General features: G+C 68.1%; 15 protein-coding genes. 13 read left to right on the top strand and 2 right to left on the bottom strand.

The annotated features are described in order from the left end of the window. Positions 1 to 3 precede the first annotated feature (3 nt). From gltB to FG154_RS05145, 5 genes are all read left to right on the top strand, one after another. A complete protein-coding gene (gltB, locus tag FG154_RS05165; protein WP_145104942.1) occupies positions 4 to 4,542 on the top strand; it encodes a glutamate synthase large subunit in 4,539 nt (1,512 codons plus the stop codon). Positions 4,543 to 4,717: 175 nt separating this feature from the next. After that, positions 4,718 to 5,458: a monofunctional biosynthetic peptidoglycan transglycosylase gene (mtgA, locus tag FG154_RS05160; RefSeq protein ID WP_145104940.1), complete on the top strand. Its 741-nt coding sequence runs from the start codon at positions 4,718 to 4,720 to the stop codon at positions 5,456 to 5,458. Between the two features lie 76 nt (positions 5,459 to 5,534). Further along, the gene (fzlA, locus tag FG154_RS05155; protein WP_044248373.1) at positions 5,535 to 6,200 is read left to right on the top strand and encodes an FtsZ-binding protein FzlA; all 666 of its coding nucleotides are present in this window, start codon (positions 5,535 to 5,537) and stop codon (positions 6,198 to 6,200) included. Positions 6,201 to 6,259: 59 nt separating this feature from the next. Beyond that, positions 6,260 to 7,291 (top strand): tRNA epoxyqueuosine(34) reductase QueG, encoded by a 1,032-nt coding sequence (queG, locus tag FG154_RS05150; RefSeq protein WP_145104938.1) that lies wholly within the window; start codon positions 6,260 to 6,262, stop codon positions 7,289 to 7,291. An 80-nt stretch (positions 7,292 to 7,371) separates the two neighbouring features. Beyond that, positions 7,372 to 7,542: a hypothetical protein gene (locus tag FG154_RS05145; RefSeq protein ID WP_145104936.1), complete on the top strand. Its 171-nt coding sequence runs from the start codon at positions 7,372 to 7,374 to the stop codon at positions 7,540 to 7,542. Positions 7,543 to 7,611: 69 nt separating this feature from the next. Here FG154_RS05145 and FG154_RS05140 read toward each other — a convergent pair whose 3' ends face one another. Next, complete coding sequence (locus tag FG154_RS05140; protein ID WP_145104934.1) at positions 7,612 to 8,478, bottom strand: branched-chain amino acid aminotransferase; 867 nt, start codon at positions 8,476 to 8,478, stop codon at positions 7,612 to 7,614. 154 nt (positions 8,479 to 8,632) lie between these two features. Here FG154_RS05140 and FG154_RS05135 point away from each other — a divergent pair, with 154 nt between their 5' ends. From FG154_RS05135 to dxs, 6 genes are all read left to right on the top strand, one after another. Then, positions 8,633 to 9,142, top strand: coding sequence for a MarR family winged helix-turn-helix transcriptional regulator (locus FG154_RS05135; RefSeq protein ID WP_145104932.1), 510 nt, complete (start codon positions 8,633 to 8,635; stop codon positions 9,140 to 9,142). Continuing rightward, the gene (locus FG154_RS05130) at positions 9,139 to 9,837 is read left to right on the top strand and encodes a response regulator (protein ID WP_011909736.1); all 699 of its coding nucleotides are present in this window, start codon (positions 9,139 to 9,141) and stop codon (positions 9,835 to 9,837) included. The genes FG154_RS05135 and FG154_RS05130 overlap by 4 nt, the downstream gene beginning before the upstream one ends. 114 nt (positions 9,838 to 9,951) lie before the next feature. After that, entirely contained in the window at positions 9,952 to 10,875 is a 924-nt protein-coding gene (locus tag FG154_RS05125; RefSeq protein WP_145104930.1) for a histone deacetylase family protein, read from the top strand. Continuing rightward, positions 10,872 to 11,111, top strand: a complete 240-nt coding sequence (locus FG154_RS05120; protein ID WP_011909738.1) for an exodeoxyribonuclease VII small subunit — start codon at positions 10,872 to 10,874, stop codon at positions 11,109 to 11,111. The genes FG154_RS05125 and FG154_RS05120 overlap by 4 nt, the downstream gene beginning before the upstream one ends. Further along, positions 11,108 to 11,977, top strand: coding sequence for a polyprenyl synthetase family protein (locus FG154_RS05115; protein WP_145104928.1), 870 nt, complete (start codon positions 11,108 to 11,110; stop codon positions 11,975 to 11,977). The genes FG154_RS05120 and FG154_RS05115 overlap by 4 nt, the downstream gene beginning before the upstream one ends. A gap of 9 nt (positions 11,978 to 11,986) precedes the next feature. Further along, positions 11,987 to 13,900 (top strand): 1-deoxy-D-xylulose-5-phosphate synthase, encoded by a 1,914-nt coding sequence (gene dxs / locus FG154_RS05110; protein ID WP_145104926.1) that lies wholly within the window; start codon positions 11,987 to 11,989, stop codon positions 13,898 to 13,900. A 37-nt stretch (positions 13,901 to 13,937) separates the two neighbouring features. Here the strand turns inward: dxs and FG154_RS05105 are convergent, their stop codons facing one another. Further along, positions 13,938 to 14,777, bottom strand: coding sequence for an SDR family oxidoreductase (locus tag FG154_RS05105; RefSeq protein WP_145104924.1), 840 nt, complete (start codon positions 14,775 to 14,777; stop codon positions 13,938 to 13,940). 134 nt (positions 14,778 to 14,911) lie between these two features. Between FG154_RS05105 and FG154_RS05100 the strand changes: the two genes are divergently transcribed. Together FG154_RS05100 and FG154_RS05095 are read left to right on the top strand one after the other, a co-directional pair. After that, positions 14,912 to 16,390 carry an AMP nucleosidase gene (locus tag FG154_RS05100; RefSeq protein ID WP_145104922.1) on the top strand — a complete coding sequence of 493 codons (1,479 nt, stop codon included), beginning with the start codon at positions 14,912 to 14,914 and terminating at the stop codon, positions 16,388 to 16,390. A 129-nt stretch (positions 16,391 to 16,519) separates the two neighbouring features. Further along, positions 16,520 to 16,807, top strand: a complete 288-nt coding sequence (locus FG154_RS05095) for an HU family DNA-binding protein (protein ID WP_011909743.1) — start codon at positions 16,520 to 16,522, stop codon at positions 16,805 to 16,807. The last annotated feature ends 16 nt before the right edge of the window (positions 16,808 to 16,823 follow it).

Genomic DNA, 16,823 nt, shown 5'->3' with positions numbered 1-16,823 from the left:
GCCATGACGACCTATGATGAAGCCTGGGTGAAAGCCGAAGAAGCCAAGCGGGCCTGGCTGGATGCAAACGGTCTCTACAAGGCCGATGACGAGCGCGCCTCCTGCGGCGTGGGGCTCGTGGTCTCGATCTCGGGCAAGCCCTCGCGCAAGGTGGTCGAGAATGGCATCGCCGCGCTCAAGGCGGTCTGGCACCGCGGCGCTGTCGATGCCGACGGCAAGACCGGCGACGGCGCGGGTATCCATGTGCAGATCCCGGTCAAGTTCTTCTACGACCAGATCCGCCGCACCGGCCACGAGCCCGACATGAACAAGCTCGTGGCCGTGGGCCAGGTCTTCCTGCCGCGCACCGATCTTTCGGCGCAGGAGCGGTGCCGGACCATCGTCGAGTCCGAAGTGCTGCGCATGGGCCACTACATCTACGGCTGGCGCCACGTCCCGGTGGACACGAGCGTTCTGGGCGAGAAGGCCAACGCCACCCGCCCCGAGATCGAGCAGATCCTGATCCGCTGCGAGAAGGACATCGACGACGTCCAGTTCGAGCGCGAGCTTTACATCATCCGCCGCCGGATCGAGAAGGCGGCGCAGGCGGCCTCGATCCAGGGCCTCTACCTCTGCTCGCTCTCCTGCCGGTCGATCATCTACAAGGGCATGATGCTGGCCGAGCAGGTCGCGACCTTCTACCCCGACCTGATGGACGAGCGGTTCGAGAGCGCCTTCGCCATCTACCACCAGCGTTACTCGACCAACACCTTCCCGCAATGGTGGCTGGCGCAGCCCTTCCGCATGCTCGCCCACAACGGCGAGATCAACACGATCAAGGGCAACATCAACTGGATGAAGAGCCACGAGATCCGCATGGCCTCGTCGGCGTTCGGGGACGCGGCCGAGGACATCAAGCCGATCATCCCGCAGGGCGCCTCGGACTCGGGCGCGCTCGATGCGGTGTTCGAGGTGATGGTGCGCTCGGGCCGCTCGGCGCCGATGGTCAAGACCATGATGGTCCCCGAAGCCTGGTCCAAGACCACGACCGACATGCCCAAGGCCTGGGCGGACATGTACGCCTATTGCAACGCGGTGATGGAGCCGTGGGACGGACCCGCCGCGCTGGCAATGACCGACGGCCGCTGGGTCTGCGGCGGGCTTGACCGCAACGGCCTGCGCCCGATGCGCTATGTCGTGACCGGCGACGGGCTGCTGATCGCGGGCTCGGAAGCCGGGATGGTGCCGGTCGATGAGATGAGCGTGCGCGAGAAGGGCGCGCTCGGGCCGGGCCAGCTGATCGCGGTGGACATGGCCGAGGGCAAGCTCTACCACGACGCGCCCCTCAAGGACATGCTGGCGGCCTCGCAGCCCTTCGGCGACTGGATCGAGAAGGTCGTGGACCTGAACGCGATCCTGGCCGACGTGCCCGAGCAGCGGATGTTCGAGCCGGCCGAGCTGCGCAAGCGCCAGATCGCGGCGGGCTTCTCGGTCGAGGAGATCGAGCAGGTGCTCGTGCCGATGGCCGAGGACGGCAAGGAGATGATCGCCTCGATGGGCGACGACACGCCGCCTGCGGTGCTGTCGTCGGTCTACCGGCCGCTGTCGCACTTCTTCCGGCAGAACTTCAGCCAGGTCACGAACCCGCCCATCGACAGCCTGCGCGAAAGCCGGGTGATGAGCCTCAAGACCCGGTTCGGCAACCTCAAGAACGTGCTGGAAGAACATTCCAGCCAGACCGAGATCCTGATCCTCGAAAGCCCCTTCGTCGCGAACTCGGAGTTCGAGGCGATGCTGGCCCAGTTCGGGGCCGATGTCGCCACCATCGACTGCACCTTCCCGGCCGATCATCACCATGACGCGCTGCGCCACGGGCTCGAGCGCATCCGGGCCGAGGCCGAGGACGCCGTGCGCTCGGGCGCGGCCCATATCGTGCTGACCGACCAGAACCAGGGCCCCGGTGCGGTGCCGATGCCGATGATCCTCGCGACCTCGGCGGTGCATTCCTGGCTGACGCGCAAGGGGCTGCGCACCTTCTGCTCGATCAATGTACGTTCCGCCGAGTGCATCGATCCGCATTACTTCGCGGTGCTGATCGGCTGCGGCGCCACCACGGTGAACGCCTATCTGGCGCAGGACACGATCGCCGACCGGATCGAGCGCGGCCTGCTGGACGGCAGCCTCAACGACGCGATGCGCCGCTATCGTGACGCAATCAACGCGGGCCTTCTGAAGATCATGTCGAAGATGGGGATCTCGGTGATCTCCTCCTATCGCGGTGGTCTGAACTTCGAGGCGGTGGGTCTCTCGCGGGCCATGGTGGCCGAGTATTTCCCGGGGATGCACAGCCGGATCTCGGGCATCGGCACCTCGGGCATCCAGCACAAGCTGGAGCAGATCCACGCCAAGGGCTGGCTGGGCGGGTCGGACGTGCTGCCGATCGGCGGCTTCTACAAGGCGCGGCGCTCGGGCGAAAAGCACGCCTGGGAAGCCTCGACCATGCACATGCTGCAGCAGGCCTGCGACCGGGCGAGCTATGACATCTGGAAGCAGTTCTCGGCCGCGATGCGGGCGAACCCGCCGATCCACCTGCGCGACCTGCTCGACATCAAGACGCTGGGTCGTCCGGTGCCGATCGAGGAGGTGGAGTCGATCACCTCGATCCGCAAGCGGTTCGTGACGCCGGGCATGTCGCTGGGGGCGCTGTCGCCGGAGGCGCACAAGACGCTGAACATCGCGATGAACCGGATCGGCGCGAAGTCCGACTCAGGCGAAGGCGGCGAGGATCCGGCGCACTTCCTGCCGGAACCGAACGGCGACAATCCCTCGGCCAAGATCAAGCAGGTGGCCTCCGGTCGCTTCGGCGTCACCGCCGAGTATCTCAACGCCTGCGAAGAGCTTGAGATCAAGGTTGCGCAGGGTGCGAAACCCGGCGAGGGCGGCCAGCTTCCGGGCATGAAGGTGACGGAACTGATCGCGCGGCTGCGGCACTCGACGCCGGGCGTCACGCTGATTTCGCCGCCGCCGCACCACGACATCTACTCGATCGAAGACCTTGCGCAGCTGATCTACGACCTGAAGCAGATCAACCCGCGCGCCAAGGTCACGGTGAAGCTGGTGGCGGCGTCGGGCGTCGGCACCATCGCGGCGGGCGTGGCGAAGGCCAAGGCCGACGTGATCCTGATCTCGGGCCACAACGGCGGCACCGGCGCGAGCCCCGGCACCTCGATCAAATACGCGGGCCTGCCGTGGGAGATGGGCCTGACCGAGGCGCATCAGGTTCTGGCGATGAACAACCTGCGCGACCGGGTGACGCTGCGCACCGACGGCGGCCTGCGGACGGGCCGCGACATCGTCATGGCGGCGATGATGGGGGCCGAGGAATACGGCATCGGCACCGCCGCGCTGATCGCGATGGGCTGCATCATGGTGCGTCAGTGCCAGTCGAACACCTGCCCGGTGGGCGTCTGCACCCAGGACAAGGCGCTGCGCGACAAGTTCTCGGGCTCGGCGGACAAGGTGGTGAACCTGATCACCTTCTACGCCCAGGAGGTGCGCGAGATCCTCGCCTCGATCGGCGCGCGCTCGATGGACGAGATCATCGGCCGGGCCGACCTCCTGGTGCAGGTCAGCCGGGGCGCGGCGCATCTCGACGATCTGGACCTCAACCCGCTTCTCATCACCGTGGACGGGTCGAACCGCATCACCTACGATCGTTCGAAGCCGCGCAATGCGGTGCCGGACACGCTCGATGCCGAGATCGTCAAGGATGGGGCGCGCTTCTTCGAGGATGGCGAGAAGATGCAGCTGTCCTACGCGGTGCGGAACACGCACCGCACCATCGGCACGCGCGCCTCGAGCCACATCGTGCGGAAATACGGGATGCGGAACAACCTGCAGCCCGACCATCTGACGGTGAAGCTCACGGGCTCCTGCGGGCAGTCGCTGGGCGCCTTCGCGGCCAAGGGGCTGAAGATCGAGGTCGCGGGCGATGCCAACGACTATGTGGCCAAGGGCCTGTCGGGCGGCACCATCGTGGTCCATCCGCAAATGGAAAGCCCGCTGGTCGCGGCCGAGAACACGATCATCGGCAACACCGTGCTTTACGGCGCGACCGACGGCTTCCTCTTCGCCGCCGGCCGCGCGGGCGAGCGGTTCGCGGTGCGGAACTCGGGCGCGAAGGTGGTGGTCGAGGGCTGCGGCTCGAACGGCTGCGAATACATGACCGGCGGCGTCGCGGTGATCCTTGGCCGGATCGGCGCGAACTTCGGCGCGGGCATGACGGGCGGCATGGCCTATCTCTACGACCCCAAGGGCGTGGCGGAGGATTTCATGAACCTCGAGACGCTCGTGACCTGCGCGGTCAGCCACCCGCACTGGGAGGCGCAGCTCAAGGGCCTGATCGAGCGCCATGTGCGCGAGACGGGCAGCCGGCACGCGGCGCGCATCATGAACGACTGGGAGACCGAGCGGGCGAACTTCCTGCAGGTCTGCCCGAAGGAGATGCTGGTGCATCTGCCCTTCCCGCTGTCGGACGAGCCGCAGGCCGTCCCGGCGGAATGACCGGGAACCGGACGGGGGGCGCAGGCCTCCCGTCCTGCACACGAACCTCCTGCCCCGCGGCAGAGCGGGGCGCGGAGCCGCATCGCATCGTCCGGCCGCGACCCATCGTAGCCCCCGCCTTGCGGGATGCGGGTCCGCTTGACCCGTGGGGACGGTTGGTGTCCAAGGGCGCACCATGACCGCGCGCAAGACGACCCGTCGCAAGGCCACTCCGCCTCCGCCCGAGCCCGAGGCGCCGCCCACCCCGCCGCTGGCGCGCCGCCTGCGGCGCTGGGCGCTGACGGGTGTGGGGTGGGGGCTGGTGTCGGCGATCCTGCTCGTGCTGTTCTTCGGCCTCGTGAACCCGCCCGCCACTCCCTACATGATCAGCGAGAGCGTCCGGCTGGGCAGCGTCGATCATGACTGGGCCGACTGGGACGAGATCGCGCCGGTGATGGCCCGCTCGGTCGTGGCGGCGGAGGACGCCAACTTCTGCCTGCACTGGGGTTTCGACATGGCGGCCATCCGCGCCGCGATCAACGCGGGAGGCAACCGCGGCGCCTCGACGCTCTCGCAGCAGGTCACGAAGAACGTCTTCCTCTGGCAGGGCCGGAGCTGGCCGCGAAAGGCGCTCGAGGCGATGCTGACGCCGCTCGTGGAGACGATCTGGACCAAGCGGCGCATCCTCGAGGTCTATCTGAACGTGGCGGAGTTCGATGAAGGCGTGTTCGGGATCCGCGCCGCCTCCGAACATTATTTCGGCGTGGAGCCCGCGAAGCTGACGGCGCAGCAGGCGGCTCGGCTGGCGGCGGTCCTGCCCGATCCCAAGGTGCGTTCGGCCTCGAATCCGGGGCCGGTGGTGCGCCGGCGCTCGGCCGCCATCCTCGACGGCGCCAACACGATCCGGCGCGACGGACGGGCGGCCTGCTTCGAATAGGGGCGAGCGGGATTGCATCCCGGCGTCCTTCACGGCATTGAAGGGGGGCTCCCGGCCTCGAAAGATGACATTTGCGATGAACCGTCTCTATCACGTTCCGCTGTCCCCCTTCTGCCGCAAGGTCCGCCTGACGCTTGCCGAGAAAAAGATCGAGGTGGAGCTGATCGAGGAACGCTACTGGGAGCCGTCGCCCGACTTCCTGCGCCGCAACCCCGCCGGAAAGGTGCCGGTGCTGCGCATGGAGAGCAAGGTGCTCTCGGAAAGCCAGGCGATCTGCGAATATGTCGAGGAGATCGCGCCGAACCCGCCGCTCATGCCGCGCGACGTGGACGGCCGCTTCGAGGTGCGCCGCCTCTGCGCCTGGTTCGACGACAAGTTCCACAACGAGGTGACCTCGAAGCTGCTCTATGAGCGGGTGAACAAGAAGCTGATGGGGCAGGGCTACCCGGATTCGAAGAACGTGAAGTTCGGGTCGAACCGGATCAAGTATCACCTCGACTACATGGCCTGGCTGCTGGACCAGCGGCGCTGGCTGGCGGGGGACGTGATGACGCTGGCCGATTTCACCGCGGCGGCGCATCTGTCCTGCCTCGACTATATCTCGGACGTGGACTGGAACCGGCACGCGGTGGTCAAGGACTGGTATGCGAAGATCAAGTCGCGCCCGGCCTTCCGGCCGTTGCTGGCCGATCAGGTGCCGGGCTTTCCGCAGCCCGCGCATTACGCGGATCTGGACTTCTGAACGGAATCGGGCGGGGGGCTTCACGCCCCCCGCACCCCCCGTGGGATATTTGAGCAAGAATGAACGGCGACGAGACGCTGAGAGGGCGCCTGGAGGCGCGCGCGCGCGACGAGGGGTTCGCGCGGCTCGGCATCTGCGCGCCCGATGCGACGCCGGAGACGGCGGGGCGGCTGCGCGCCTTTCTTGCGGCGGGGCGGCACGGGCAGATGGGCTGGATGGAAGAGCGCGAGGCCTGGCGGGGATCGGCCGCGGCGCTCTGGCCCGAGGCGCGCTCGGTCGTCATGCTGGCGGAGCTTTACACGCCGGAGGAGGATCCGCGGCTGGTGCTGGAGGCGCGGGGGCACGGTGCCGTCTCGGTCTATGCGCAGGGGAAGGATTACCACGATCTTGTCAAGAAGCGGCTGAAGCGGCTGGGGCGCTGGCTGGTGGCCGAGACCGGGTGCGAGATCAAGGTCTTCGTCGATACGGCGCCGGTGATGGAGAAGCCGCTTGCCCAGGCGGCGGGGCTGGGCTGGCAGGGCAAGCACACGAACCTGCTGAGCCGTGAGCTGGGCAACTGGTTCTTTCTTGGCGCGATCTTCACCACGCTGGAACTGCCGCGCGACGCGGCGGAGCGGGATCATTGCGGCTCGTGCCGGGCGTGTCTCGACGCCTGTCCGACGGGCGCGTTCCCGGCGCCGTTCCAGCTCGATGCGCGGCGGTGCATCTCCTACCTGACGATCGAGCATCGCGGGCCGGTGGCGGAGGAGCTGCGCGAGCGGATGGGCAACCGGATCTACGGCTGCGATGACTGCCTCGCGGCCTGCCCGTGGAACAAGTTCGCGGTGGCCGCCTCGGAGATCGGCTATGCCGCGCGGGTGGGGGCGCCGCCGCTGGCGGAGCTGGCGGCGCTTGACGATGCGGGCTTTCGGCTCCGGTTCGCGGGCAGCCCCATCAAGCGGATCGGGCGGGACAGGTTCGTGCGCAACGTGCTCTACGCCATCGGCAATTCCGGCGATCCGGGGCTGCGCACCGCGGCCGGGGCGCTGCTGACCGATCCCGATCCGGCCGTGGCCGAGGCGGCGGCCTGGGCGCTGCGGCGGCTTGCCTGACGGTCCTTGGCCGACTTTGCTTGGTGCTTCAGCCGACTCGCCCTATATTGGGGCCGTCTGGAAACTGAAGGAGGACAGACATGAGCCGTCACCTCGCTGACAAGCGCACCCCTTCGGACGGCGGACGGGTGAAGAATTTCCTGAAGCTGGCGCGCAACCCGCGCTCGTTCTGGCACCGCGACGAGGCTCGGCCGATGGGGAACCGTCGGGTGGTCGAGTTCCTGCGCATCGCGCGGGGCCACGAGGCCTGAGCCTTTCCGCGGAAGGGTCGAGGGCGCACCCCGGGGGTGCGCCCTTCTTGTTTCCGGCCCTGTCTGGCGTCAGGAGCGGACGAGCTTTTCGTAATCCGTGGCGATCTCGCGCGTCAGCGCGCCCACCTCGAAGCTGTAGTCGCCGATCTGGCCGACCGGCGTGACTTCGGCGGCGGTGCCGGTGAGCCAGCACTGCTCGAAACCCTCGAGTTCCGAGGCTTCGATATAGCGTTCGTGCACCTTGATGCCCTTGTCGCGCAGCATCCCGATGACGGTCTGCCGGGTGATCCCGTTCAGGATCGCGTCCGGCAGCGGGGTGTGCACCTCGCCGTTCTTGACGAAGAAGATGTTGGCGCCGGTCGCCTCGGCCACATAGCCGCGATAGTCGAACATCATCGCGTCCGAGCAACCCTTGGCCTCGGCCGCGTGCTTGGACATGGTGCAGATCATGTAGAGACCCGAGGCCTTGGCCGCGCTCGGGATCGTCTCGGGCGAGGGGCGCTTCCATTTCGAGATGTCGAGCCTGGCGCCCTTGAACTTGGCGTCGCCATAGTAGTTGCCCCAGGACCAGACCGCGACCGCCATGCGGATCGGGTTGCGCGCGGAGGCCACGCCCATGTCCTCGCCCGCGCCGCGCCAGGCGAGCGCCCGCACATAGGCGTCGGTCAGGCCGTTGGCCTTCAGCGTGGCGTATTTGGCTTCCTCGATCTGCTCGACCGTCCAGGGCAGGGTCATGTCGAGAAGCTCGGCCGATTTCCGCAGCCGCTCGGAATGTTCCGCCGACTTGAAGATCCGGCCGTTGTAGCAGCGCTCGCCTTCGAAGACCGACGAGGCATAGTGCAGCGCGTGGGTCAGGACATGGACCTTCGCCTCACGCCATTCCACCAGAGTGCCGTCCATCCAGATCTTGCCGTCCCGATCGTCATATCCTGCCATGATCACTCTCCTGCGCGAGTCGCTTTGCATTAGTTGCGCAAGATAGGTCCGCATCGGGCATAAAGTTGCGCAAATGACGGGGCTTCGGTAACAGTTGAGTCTTGGAAAGTCAACAAGGCTGACATAAAATCTGCCCGCACAAAGGAGGCGGACCATGGCGGAGGGCGGACCGGGACCGGGGGGCGGCGAGTCGCTGCTGTTCCTAACGGATGAGCAGCTCAGGAAGGGCATCGAGGCGATGTTCTTCGCCTACCGCGGCTTCACCGCCGACCCCGACAGGATCCTCGGTGATCTCGACTATGGCCGGGCGCATCACCGGGCCATGCATTTCATCCACCGCAGCCCGGGCACGACGGTCAACAACCTGCTCTCGATCCTTGGCGTCACCAAGCAGAGCCTGAACCGGGTCTTGCGGACCCTGATCGAGGACGGGCTTGTCGAGAGCCGTGTGGGCCGGGTGGACAAGCGCGAACGACACCTCTACCTCACCCCGAGGGGGACCGACCTCGAGCGGGCGCTGTCGGATGCGCAGCGCGCACGGATGCGGGCCGCCTACCGCGCGGCGGGGCCCGCGGCGGTTCAGGGCTTTCGGCAGGTGCTGGAGGCGATGATGGATCCGGAGTTGCGTCGGCAGTATCAGACGCTGAAGGAGGGTGGAGCGTGAGCGAGCCGCAGGCGCATCTTCTGGTGGTGGACGATGACGAGCGCATTCGGAGCCTTCTGCAGAAGTTTCTGATCCGGAACGGGTTTCTCGTCTCGTCCGCGCGGGATGCGGCGCAGGCGCGCCGGCTGCTCGACGGGCTCGAGTTCGACCTGATCGTGCTCGACGTGATGATGCCGGGCGAGGATGGCGTCTCGCTGACGCGCGCGCTGCGCGAGGATCTGGCGACGCCTATCCTGCTTCTGACGGCGCGGGGAGAGACGTCGCACCGGATCGAGGGGCTCGAGGCGGGGGCGGACGACTATCTGGCCAAACCCTTCGAGCCGAAGGAGCTGCTGCTCAGGATCAACGCGATCCTGCGGCGCGTGCCCTCGGCGCGGCCCGAACTGGGGCCGAAGGTGCTGCATCTGGGCGACGTGCGCTACGATCTGGAGCGGGGCGAGCTCTGGCGCGGCACCGAGCCCGTGCGGCTGACGGCGACCGAGGCGGCGCTCATGCGGATCTTCGCGGCGCAGCCCGGCGAAGCGGTGAGCCGCGAGCGGCTGGTGGGGGATCTTGGCCGCGACGAGGGCCAGAGCCAGGAACGCGCTGTGGATGTGCAGATCACCCGCCTCCGCCGGAAGATCGAGGTCGATCCGCGGCAGCCGCGCTATCTACAGACCGTTCGCGGCTCGGGCTACATGCTGGCCCCGGACTGACGCGGCAGCCTTCCGGTCATTGGCGAAGCGCGAATGACCGGGCCTCCCTTCGTCGCGCTTGAGATGCCGGCGCTTTCCCCGCAGGCTCGGGCAGCGCATAGGAGAGGGAACGGCATGACGGTGGTCTGGATTTCGCACGCGGCCTCGGAAGGGCATGTGACGCCCGAGGGGCATCCCGAGCGGGTCGAGCGCATGGCGGCGGTGGCGGCGGCTCTCGACGGGCTGCCGCTCGAGAGGCGCGACGCGCCGATGGCCGATGACGCCGAGGTGCTGCGCTGCCACCCGCAAAGCCATCTCGACCGGATTCGCCGTGCGGAGCCCACCGAAGGCATCACCGGACTGGATCCCGACACCTGGATGTCGCCGGGCTCGTTCGAGGCGGCGATGCGCGCCGTCGGCGGCACCTGTGCCGCGGTCGATCTGGTGCTGGCGGGCGAGGCCTCCTCGGCCTTCGTCGGCTGCCGCCCGCCCGGCCACCATGCGGAACGCGAGAAGCCGATGGGTTTCTGTCTCTTTGGCAGCGTGGCCATCGCGGCCAGGCGCGCGCTTGACCATCACGGTCTGGGGCGCGTCGCCGTGGTGGATTTCGACGTCCATCACGGCAACGGCACGCAGGATCTGCTGTGGGACGAGGGGCGGGCCCTGTTCGTCTCGAGCCACCAGATGCCGCTCTATCCGGGAACGGGAGCCGCGGACGAACGCGGCGCGCACGGGCAGATCCTGAACCTGCCGCTCGCCCCGGGCAGCGGGGGCGCCGAGATGCGCGAGGCCTGGGACGAGGCCTTCCGGCGCATCGCGGACTGGCAGCCCGAACTGATCCTGATCTCGGCGGGGTTCGACGCCCATGCCGCCGATCCGCTGGCCAACCTCAACTGGCGCGAGGAGGATTTCCGCTGGCTCACCGGGCGCCTGTGCGATCTGGCTGCGGCGTCATGCGGCGGGCGGGTGGTATCGACACTCGAGGGCGGATATGATCTGGCTGCCCTCGCCGCGAGCAGCGCGGCGCATGTGGGCGTCCTTCTGGAGCGGAGCGCATGACGGAAAAAGCAGTGGCAGAGATGACATTCGAAGAGGCGATGGCCGCGCTGGAGGCGGTCGTCACGGCCTTGGAGAAGGGCGACGTGCCGCTGGACGATTCCATCCGCCTCTACGAGCGCGGGTCGGCGCTCAAGGCGCATTGCGCGCAGAAGCTGAAGGATGCCGAGGACAAGGTGGAACTGATCCGCGCCGCCGAAGGTCGCGCGACGGGGACGGTTCCGGCGGAGGGATTGTGAGCTTTTCCAAGGCTTTGACGGATGCGGCCGCGCGGGTGCAGGCGCGGCTTGACGCGGCGCTGGCGGATCGCGAGGAGCTGCCGGTGGTTCATGCCATGCGCTATGCGGTGCAGGGCGGCAAGCGGCTGCGGGGATTCCTCGTGCTGGAATCCGCGCGCCTGCACGGGATCGCGCCCGACGCGGCGGTGAGCGCCGCGGGCTCGATCGAGGCCCTGCACGCCTACAGCCTCGTGCATGACGACATGCCCTGCATGGACGATGACGACCTGCGCCGCGGCCTGCCGACGGTGCACCGGAAATGGGACGAATGCACCGCTGTCCTTGCGGGCGACGCGCTGCAGACGCTGGCCTTCGAGTTGCTGGCCGATCCGGCGCTGGGCCCGGCCGAGGTGCGGATCCGTCTTGTCGAGACGCTCGCCAGGGCCTCGGGCGCCGAGGGCATGGTGCTGGGCCAGGCGCTCGACATTGCCGCCGAGACGGCGGCTGTTCCCCTGACGCTCGAACAGATCACCCACCTGCAGGCGGGCAAGACGGGGGCGCTGATCCGCTGGTCTGCCGAAGCGGGCGCCATCCTGGGGCAGGCGGACACGGGGCCACTGCGCCGATACGCCACGGCGCTCGGGCTTGCGTTCCAGATCGCCGACGACATTCTCGACGTCGAGGGCGATGCGGACAAGGCGGGCAAGCGGCTCCAGAAGGATGCCGAGGCCGGCAAGGCCACATTCGTTTCGCTCCTCGGGCTCGACGGCGCCAAGGCGCGCGCGCGGGCTCTGGTGGAGGAGGCCGAGGCGGCGCTTGCCCCCTATGGGCCAGAGGCAGGAACTTTGATCGAGGCCGCGCGCTTCGTCATATCGCGTGAAAGCTGAAGGAAGACGATGACCGACAGACCCTGCACGCCGACGCTCGACCGGGTGACGCTTCCGGTCGACATGAAGGGCCTCACGGACCGTGAGCTGCGCAACCTCGCCGACGAGCTGCGAGCCGAGACCATCTCGGCCGTGTCGGTGACGGGTGGGCATCTGGGCGCAGGCCTCGGCGTGGTGGAGCTGACGGTTGCGCTCCATGCGGTCTTCGACGCGCCGCGCGACAAGATCATCTGGGACGTGGGGCATCAGTGCTACCCCCACAAGATCCTGACCGGCCGGCGCGACCGCATCCGCACGCTGCGGCAGGGCGGGGGGCTCTCGGGCTTCACCAAGCGGTCGGAAAGCCCCTATGACTGCTTCGGCGCGGGGCACTCCTCGACCTCCATCTCGGCGGCGGTGGGCTTTGCCGCCGCGCGTGAGCTGGGCGGCGACACGGGCGACGCGGTGGCGATCATCGGCGACGGCTCGATGTCGGCCGGCATGGCCTTCGAGGCGCTGAACCACGGCGGCCACCTGAAGAACCGCGTGATCGTGATCCTGAACGACAATGAGATGAGCATTGCTCCGCCAGTGGGGGCGCTCTCGTCCTATCTGTCGCGGCTCTATGCGGGGGCGCCGTTCCAGGACTTCAAGGCCGCCGCCAAGGGTGCGCTCGGCCTGCTGCCGGAACCTTTCCAGGAAGGGGCCCGTCGCGCCAAGGAGATGCTGAAGAGCGTGACCGTCGGCGGCACGCTGTTCGAGGAGTTGGGCTTTTCCTATGTCGGCCCCATCGACGGGCACGATCTCGACCAGCTTCTGCCGGTGCTGCGCACGGTCAAGCATCGCGCCAGCGGGCCGGTTCTGATCCATGTCATCACCAAGAAGGGCAAGGGTTACGCCCCGGCCGAAGCCGCGCGCGACCGCGGCCATGCCACGAACAAGTTCAACGTCCTGACCGGCGCGCAGGTCAAGCCGGTCTCGAACGCGCCCTCCTACACCAAGGTCTTCGCCCAGAGCCTCATCAAGGAGGCCGAGGTGGACGAGCGCATCTGCGCCGTGACCGCCGCCATGCCGGACGGGACGGGCCTCAACCTCTTCGCGGACCGTTTCCCCAAGCGGATCTTTGACGTCGGCATCGCCGAGCAGCACGCCGTCACCTTCTCGGCCGGCCTTGCGGCGGGCGGGATGCGGCCCTTCTGCGCGATCTATTCCACGTTCCTGCAGCGCGGCTACGACCAGATCGTGCATGACGTGGCGATCCAGCGCCTGCCGGTGCGCTTCGCCATCGACCGGGCGGGACTGGTGGGGGCGGACGGCGCCACCCATGCGGGCTCGTTCGACGTGGCCTTCCTGTCGAACCTGCCCGGCATCGTGGTGATGGCCGCCGCCGATGAGGCCGAGCTTGTCCATATGGTCGCCACCGCGGCCGCCCATGACGAAGGGCCCATTGCCTTCCGCTATCCGCGCGGCGACGGCGTGGGGGTCGAGATGCCGGCGAAGGGCGTGCCGCTCCAGATCGGGCGCGGCCGGGTGGTGAGCGAGGGCACGCGGATCGCGCTCCTGTCCTTCGGCACCCGCCTGTCGGAAGTGCAGGTGGCCGCCGAGGCGCTGGCGGCGCGCGGGATCTCGCCCACGGTGGCGGATGCACGCTTTGCCAAGCCGCTCGACCGCGACCTGATCCTGCAGCTGGCCGCCCATCACGAGGCGCTCATCACCATCGAGGAAGGCGCCATCGGCGGCTTCGGCAGCCATGTGGCGCAGCTTCTGGCCGAGGCGGGGGTCTTCGACCGCGGCTTCCGCTACCGCTCGATGGTGCTGCCCGACACGTTCATCGACCACAACAGCGCCGAGGCCATGTATGCGACGGCGGGCCTGAACGCCGCCGACATCGAGCGCAAGGCCTTGGAAACGCTGGGTGTGGAGGTTCTGGCCCGACGCGCCTGAGCCCGGGCAGGGCCCCGGCGAGCGGGGCCCCTTCCCTTCAACCGCCCGTCGCGAGAAGGGCGCGCAGCCCCGAACGGTAATCGGGATGGATGAGGCGGACCCCCAGCCGTTCCTTGATCCGATCGTTCCGCACCCGCTTGGATTCGGCGTAGAAGCTGCGCGCCATCGGCGTCATCTCGGCCTCGTCATAGGGCACCTCGGGCGGAGGAGGCAGGCCGATCAGTTCGGCCGCATAGCCCAGCACATCCTCGGGCGGCGCCGGATCGTCGTCGCAGACATTGTAGATCGCGCCCGGCTCGGGATGCCGGATCGAGGCCTCCAGAACCTGCGCGATGTCCTCGACATGGATGCGGCTGAAGACCTGCCCCGGCTTCACGATGCGGCGCGCCGTCCCGTCGCGGACCTTTTCGAACGGGCCCCGCCCGGGGCCGTAGATCCCCGCAAGCCGGAAGATGTGGAGCGGCAGACCCAGCGCCTGCCACTGGCGCTCGGCCGCGACGCGGGCCCGGCCGCGCTCGGTCGAGGGGGTGAGGGCGGTGTCCTCATCCACCCAGCCGCCCTGATGATCGCCATAGACGCCCGTGGTCGAAAGGTAGCCCACCCACTCTGGCCGGGCCTCGGCCATTCGCGAAGCGTGAATGGCGAGGAACGGATCGCCCTCGGGCCCCGGCGCGGCCGAAGCGAGGATGTGGGTGGCCTGAGCGAGGGCCGGGCCGGGATCGGAGGGCCAGAGCAGCGGCTCGACGCCCTGCGCGCGCAGGGCCTCGGCCTTGGCCGCGCTCCGCGTCGTGCCGATCACCCGCCAGCCGGCGGGAAGAAGCCGGCGCGCCAGCGCCTGCGCCGAATAGCCATGTCCGAGGGAAAGCAACGTCTTCATGCCGCCACTATCCGCAGGGCGGATGCGCGCCGCAAGAGGGGAACGGGTCCGCCCTCGCCGGTGCGGAGAGGCTTGATCCCCGTCGATGAGCCTGCGCATCCTTTCCCGAGGCAGCGACAGAAAGAGACAGACCCGTGACCGACGCGCCCCTTCCCCTACTCGTGCCCGATGTGCCTGCCCCCGAGAGCTTCACGGACCCCGCCGAGGCGGTCCGGCGGCTGGAGGAGATCTACGCCCTGTCCACCCGCTTTCTGTCGGGCCATTTCAGCGCCGCCGCCACTTCGGGCCGTCCCGCCACGCGCGTGCGGGCCTACTATCCCGAAATCCGCCTCACGACCACCAGCTTCACCCGCGCCGACAGCCGGTTGAGCTTTGGCCATGTCGCCGAGCCGGGCACCTATTCGACGACCGTGACGCGGCCGGACCTGTTCCGCAACTACCTGATCCAGCAGATCGGGCTGCTGATGCAGAACCACGGCGTGCCGGTCGAGATCGGCGTCTCGGCGACGCCGATGCCGGTGCATTTTGCGGTGGCGAACGATCCCTCGGTCGCCGTCCCGCAGGAGGGCGTGCTGTCGTTCCCGCTGCGCGACGTGTTCGACGTGCCCGATCTGGCGACCACCAACGACGACATCGTGAACGGATCGCGCCTCAGCCATCCCGACGGCTCGCTACCGCTGGCTCCCTTCACGGCGCAGCGGGTGGATTACTCGCTTGCGCGGCTCACGCATTACACGGCGACCAATCCGCGCCACTTCCAGAACCACGTCCTCTTCACCAACTACCAGTTTTATGTGGACGAGTTCGAGGCCATCGGGCGGGCGGCCCTTGCGGATCCGAACTCCGGCTACAGCGCCTTCGTGGGGCCGGGCGATCAGGAGATCACCGATCCCGAAACGCCGCTTGTCCTGCTGCCGCGCCTGCCGCAGATGCCGACCTACCACCTCAAGCGGCCGGACGGGCAGGGGATCACGCTGGTCAACATCGGCGTCGGCCCCTCGAACGCCAAGACCGCGACCGACCATATCGCGGTCCTGCGGCCCCATGCCTGGCTGATGGTGGGCCATTGCGCGGGCCTGCGGAACTCGCAGAGCCTTGGGGATTTCGTGCTGGCCCATGCCTATCTGCGCGAGGATCACGTCCTGGACGATGACCTTCCGGTGTGGGTGCCGATCCCGGCACTGGCCGAGATCCAGATCGCGCTCGAGGATGCGGTCGAGGAGGTGACCCAGCTTCAGGGCTACGAGCTCAAGCGCATCATGCGGACGGGCACCGTCGCCACGATCGACAACCGCAACTGGGAATTGCGCGACCAGTCCGGGCCGGTGCAGCGGCTGAGCCAGAGCCGGGCGGTGGCGCTCGACATGGAAAGCGCGACGATCGCGGCCAACGGCTTCCGCTTCCGGGTGCCCTACGGCACGCTGCTCTGCGTCTCGGACAAGCCGCTGCATGGCGAGCTGAAGCTTCCCGGCATGGCCAGCGATTTCTACCGCACGCAGGTCGCCCGCCACCTGCGCATCGGGATTCGCGCAATGGAAATGTTGCGTGAGACGCCGATCGAACGCATCCACAGCCGAAAGTTGCGCAGCTTCGAGGAAACCGCTTTCCTCTAGGCGTGTTGACGCGGGGGCAGGCCGGGAATAGGGCTTGATTTGTGCTGCAAAACAAGGTGTAGCCCTTGCATTAGCCCCCCGAGGCAGGAACAGACCCCGCGTCCAGCGGGGCAAGACCAGGAGACTCTCATGTCGAAACCGATGACCAAGACGCAGCTCGTGGCGACACTCGCTGACGAGATGGGCGCGGACAAGAAGACGGCCAATGCGGCTCTCGACGCGATCGCGTCCATCGTGGCCCGCGAAGTGGCCGCCGGCGGCGCGGTCACGCTGCCGGGCCTCGGCAAGGTCGTCTGCCGCGAGCGGCCCGAGCGTCAGGTGCGCAACCCCGCCACCGGCGAGCAGGTGACCAAGGCCGCCGACAAGCAGGTGAAATTCACGATCGCCAAGGCGCTGAAGGACAGCGTGAACGCCTGATCCTTCGGGCTCGGCC

Origin of the sequence: Cereibacter sediminicola, from assembly GCF_007668225.1 — a bacterium.
GTDB classification, from domain to species: domain Bacteria; phylum Pseudomonadota; class Alphaproteobacteria; order Rhodobacterales; family Rhodobacteraceae; genus Cereibacter_A; species Cereibacter_A azotoformans.
This window is presented reverse-complemented; position numbering and strand designations above follow the sequence as displayed.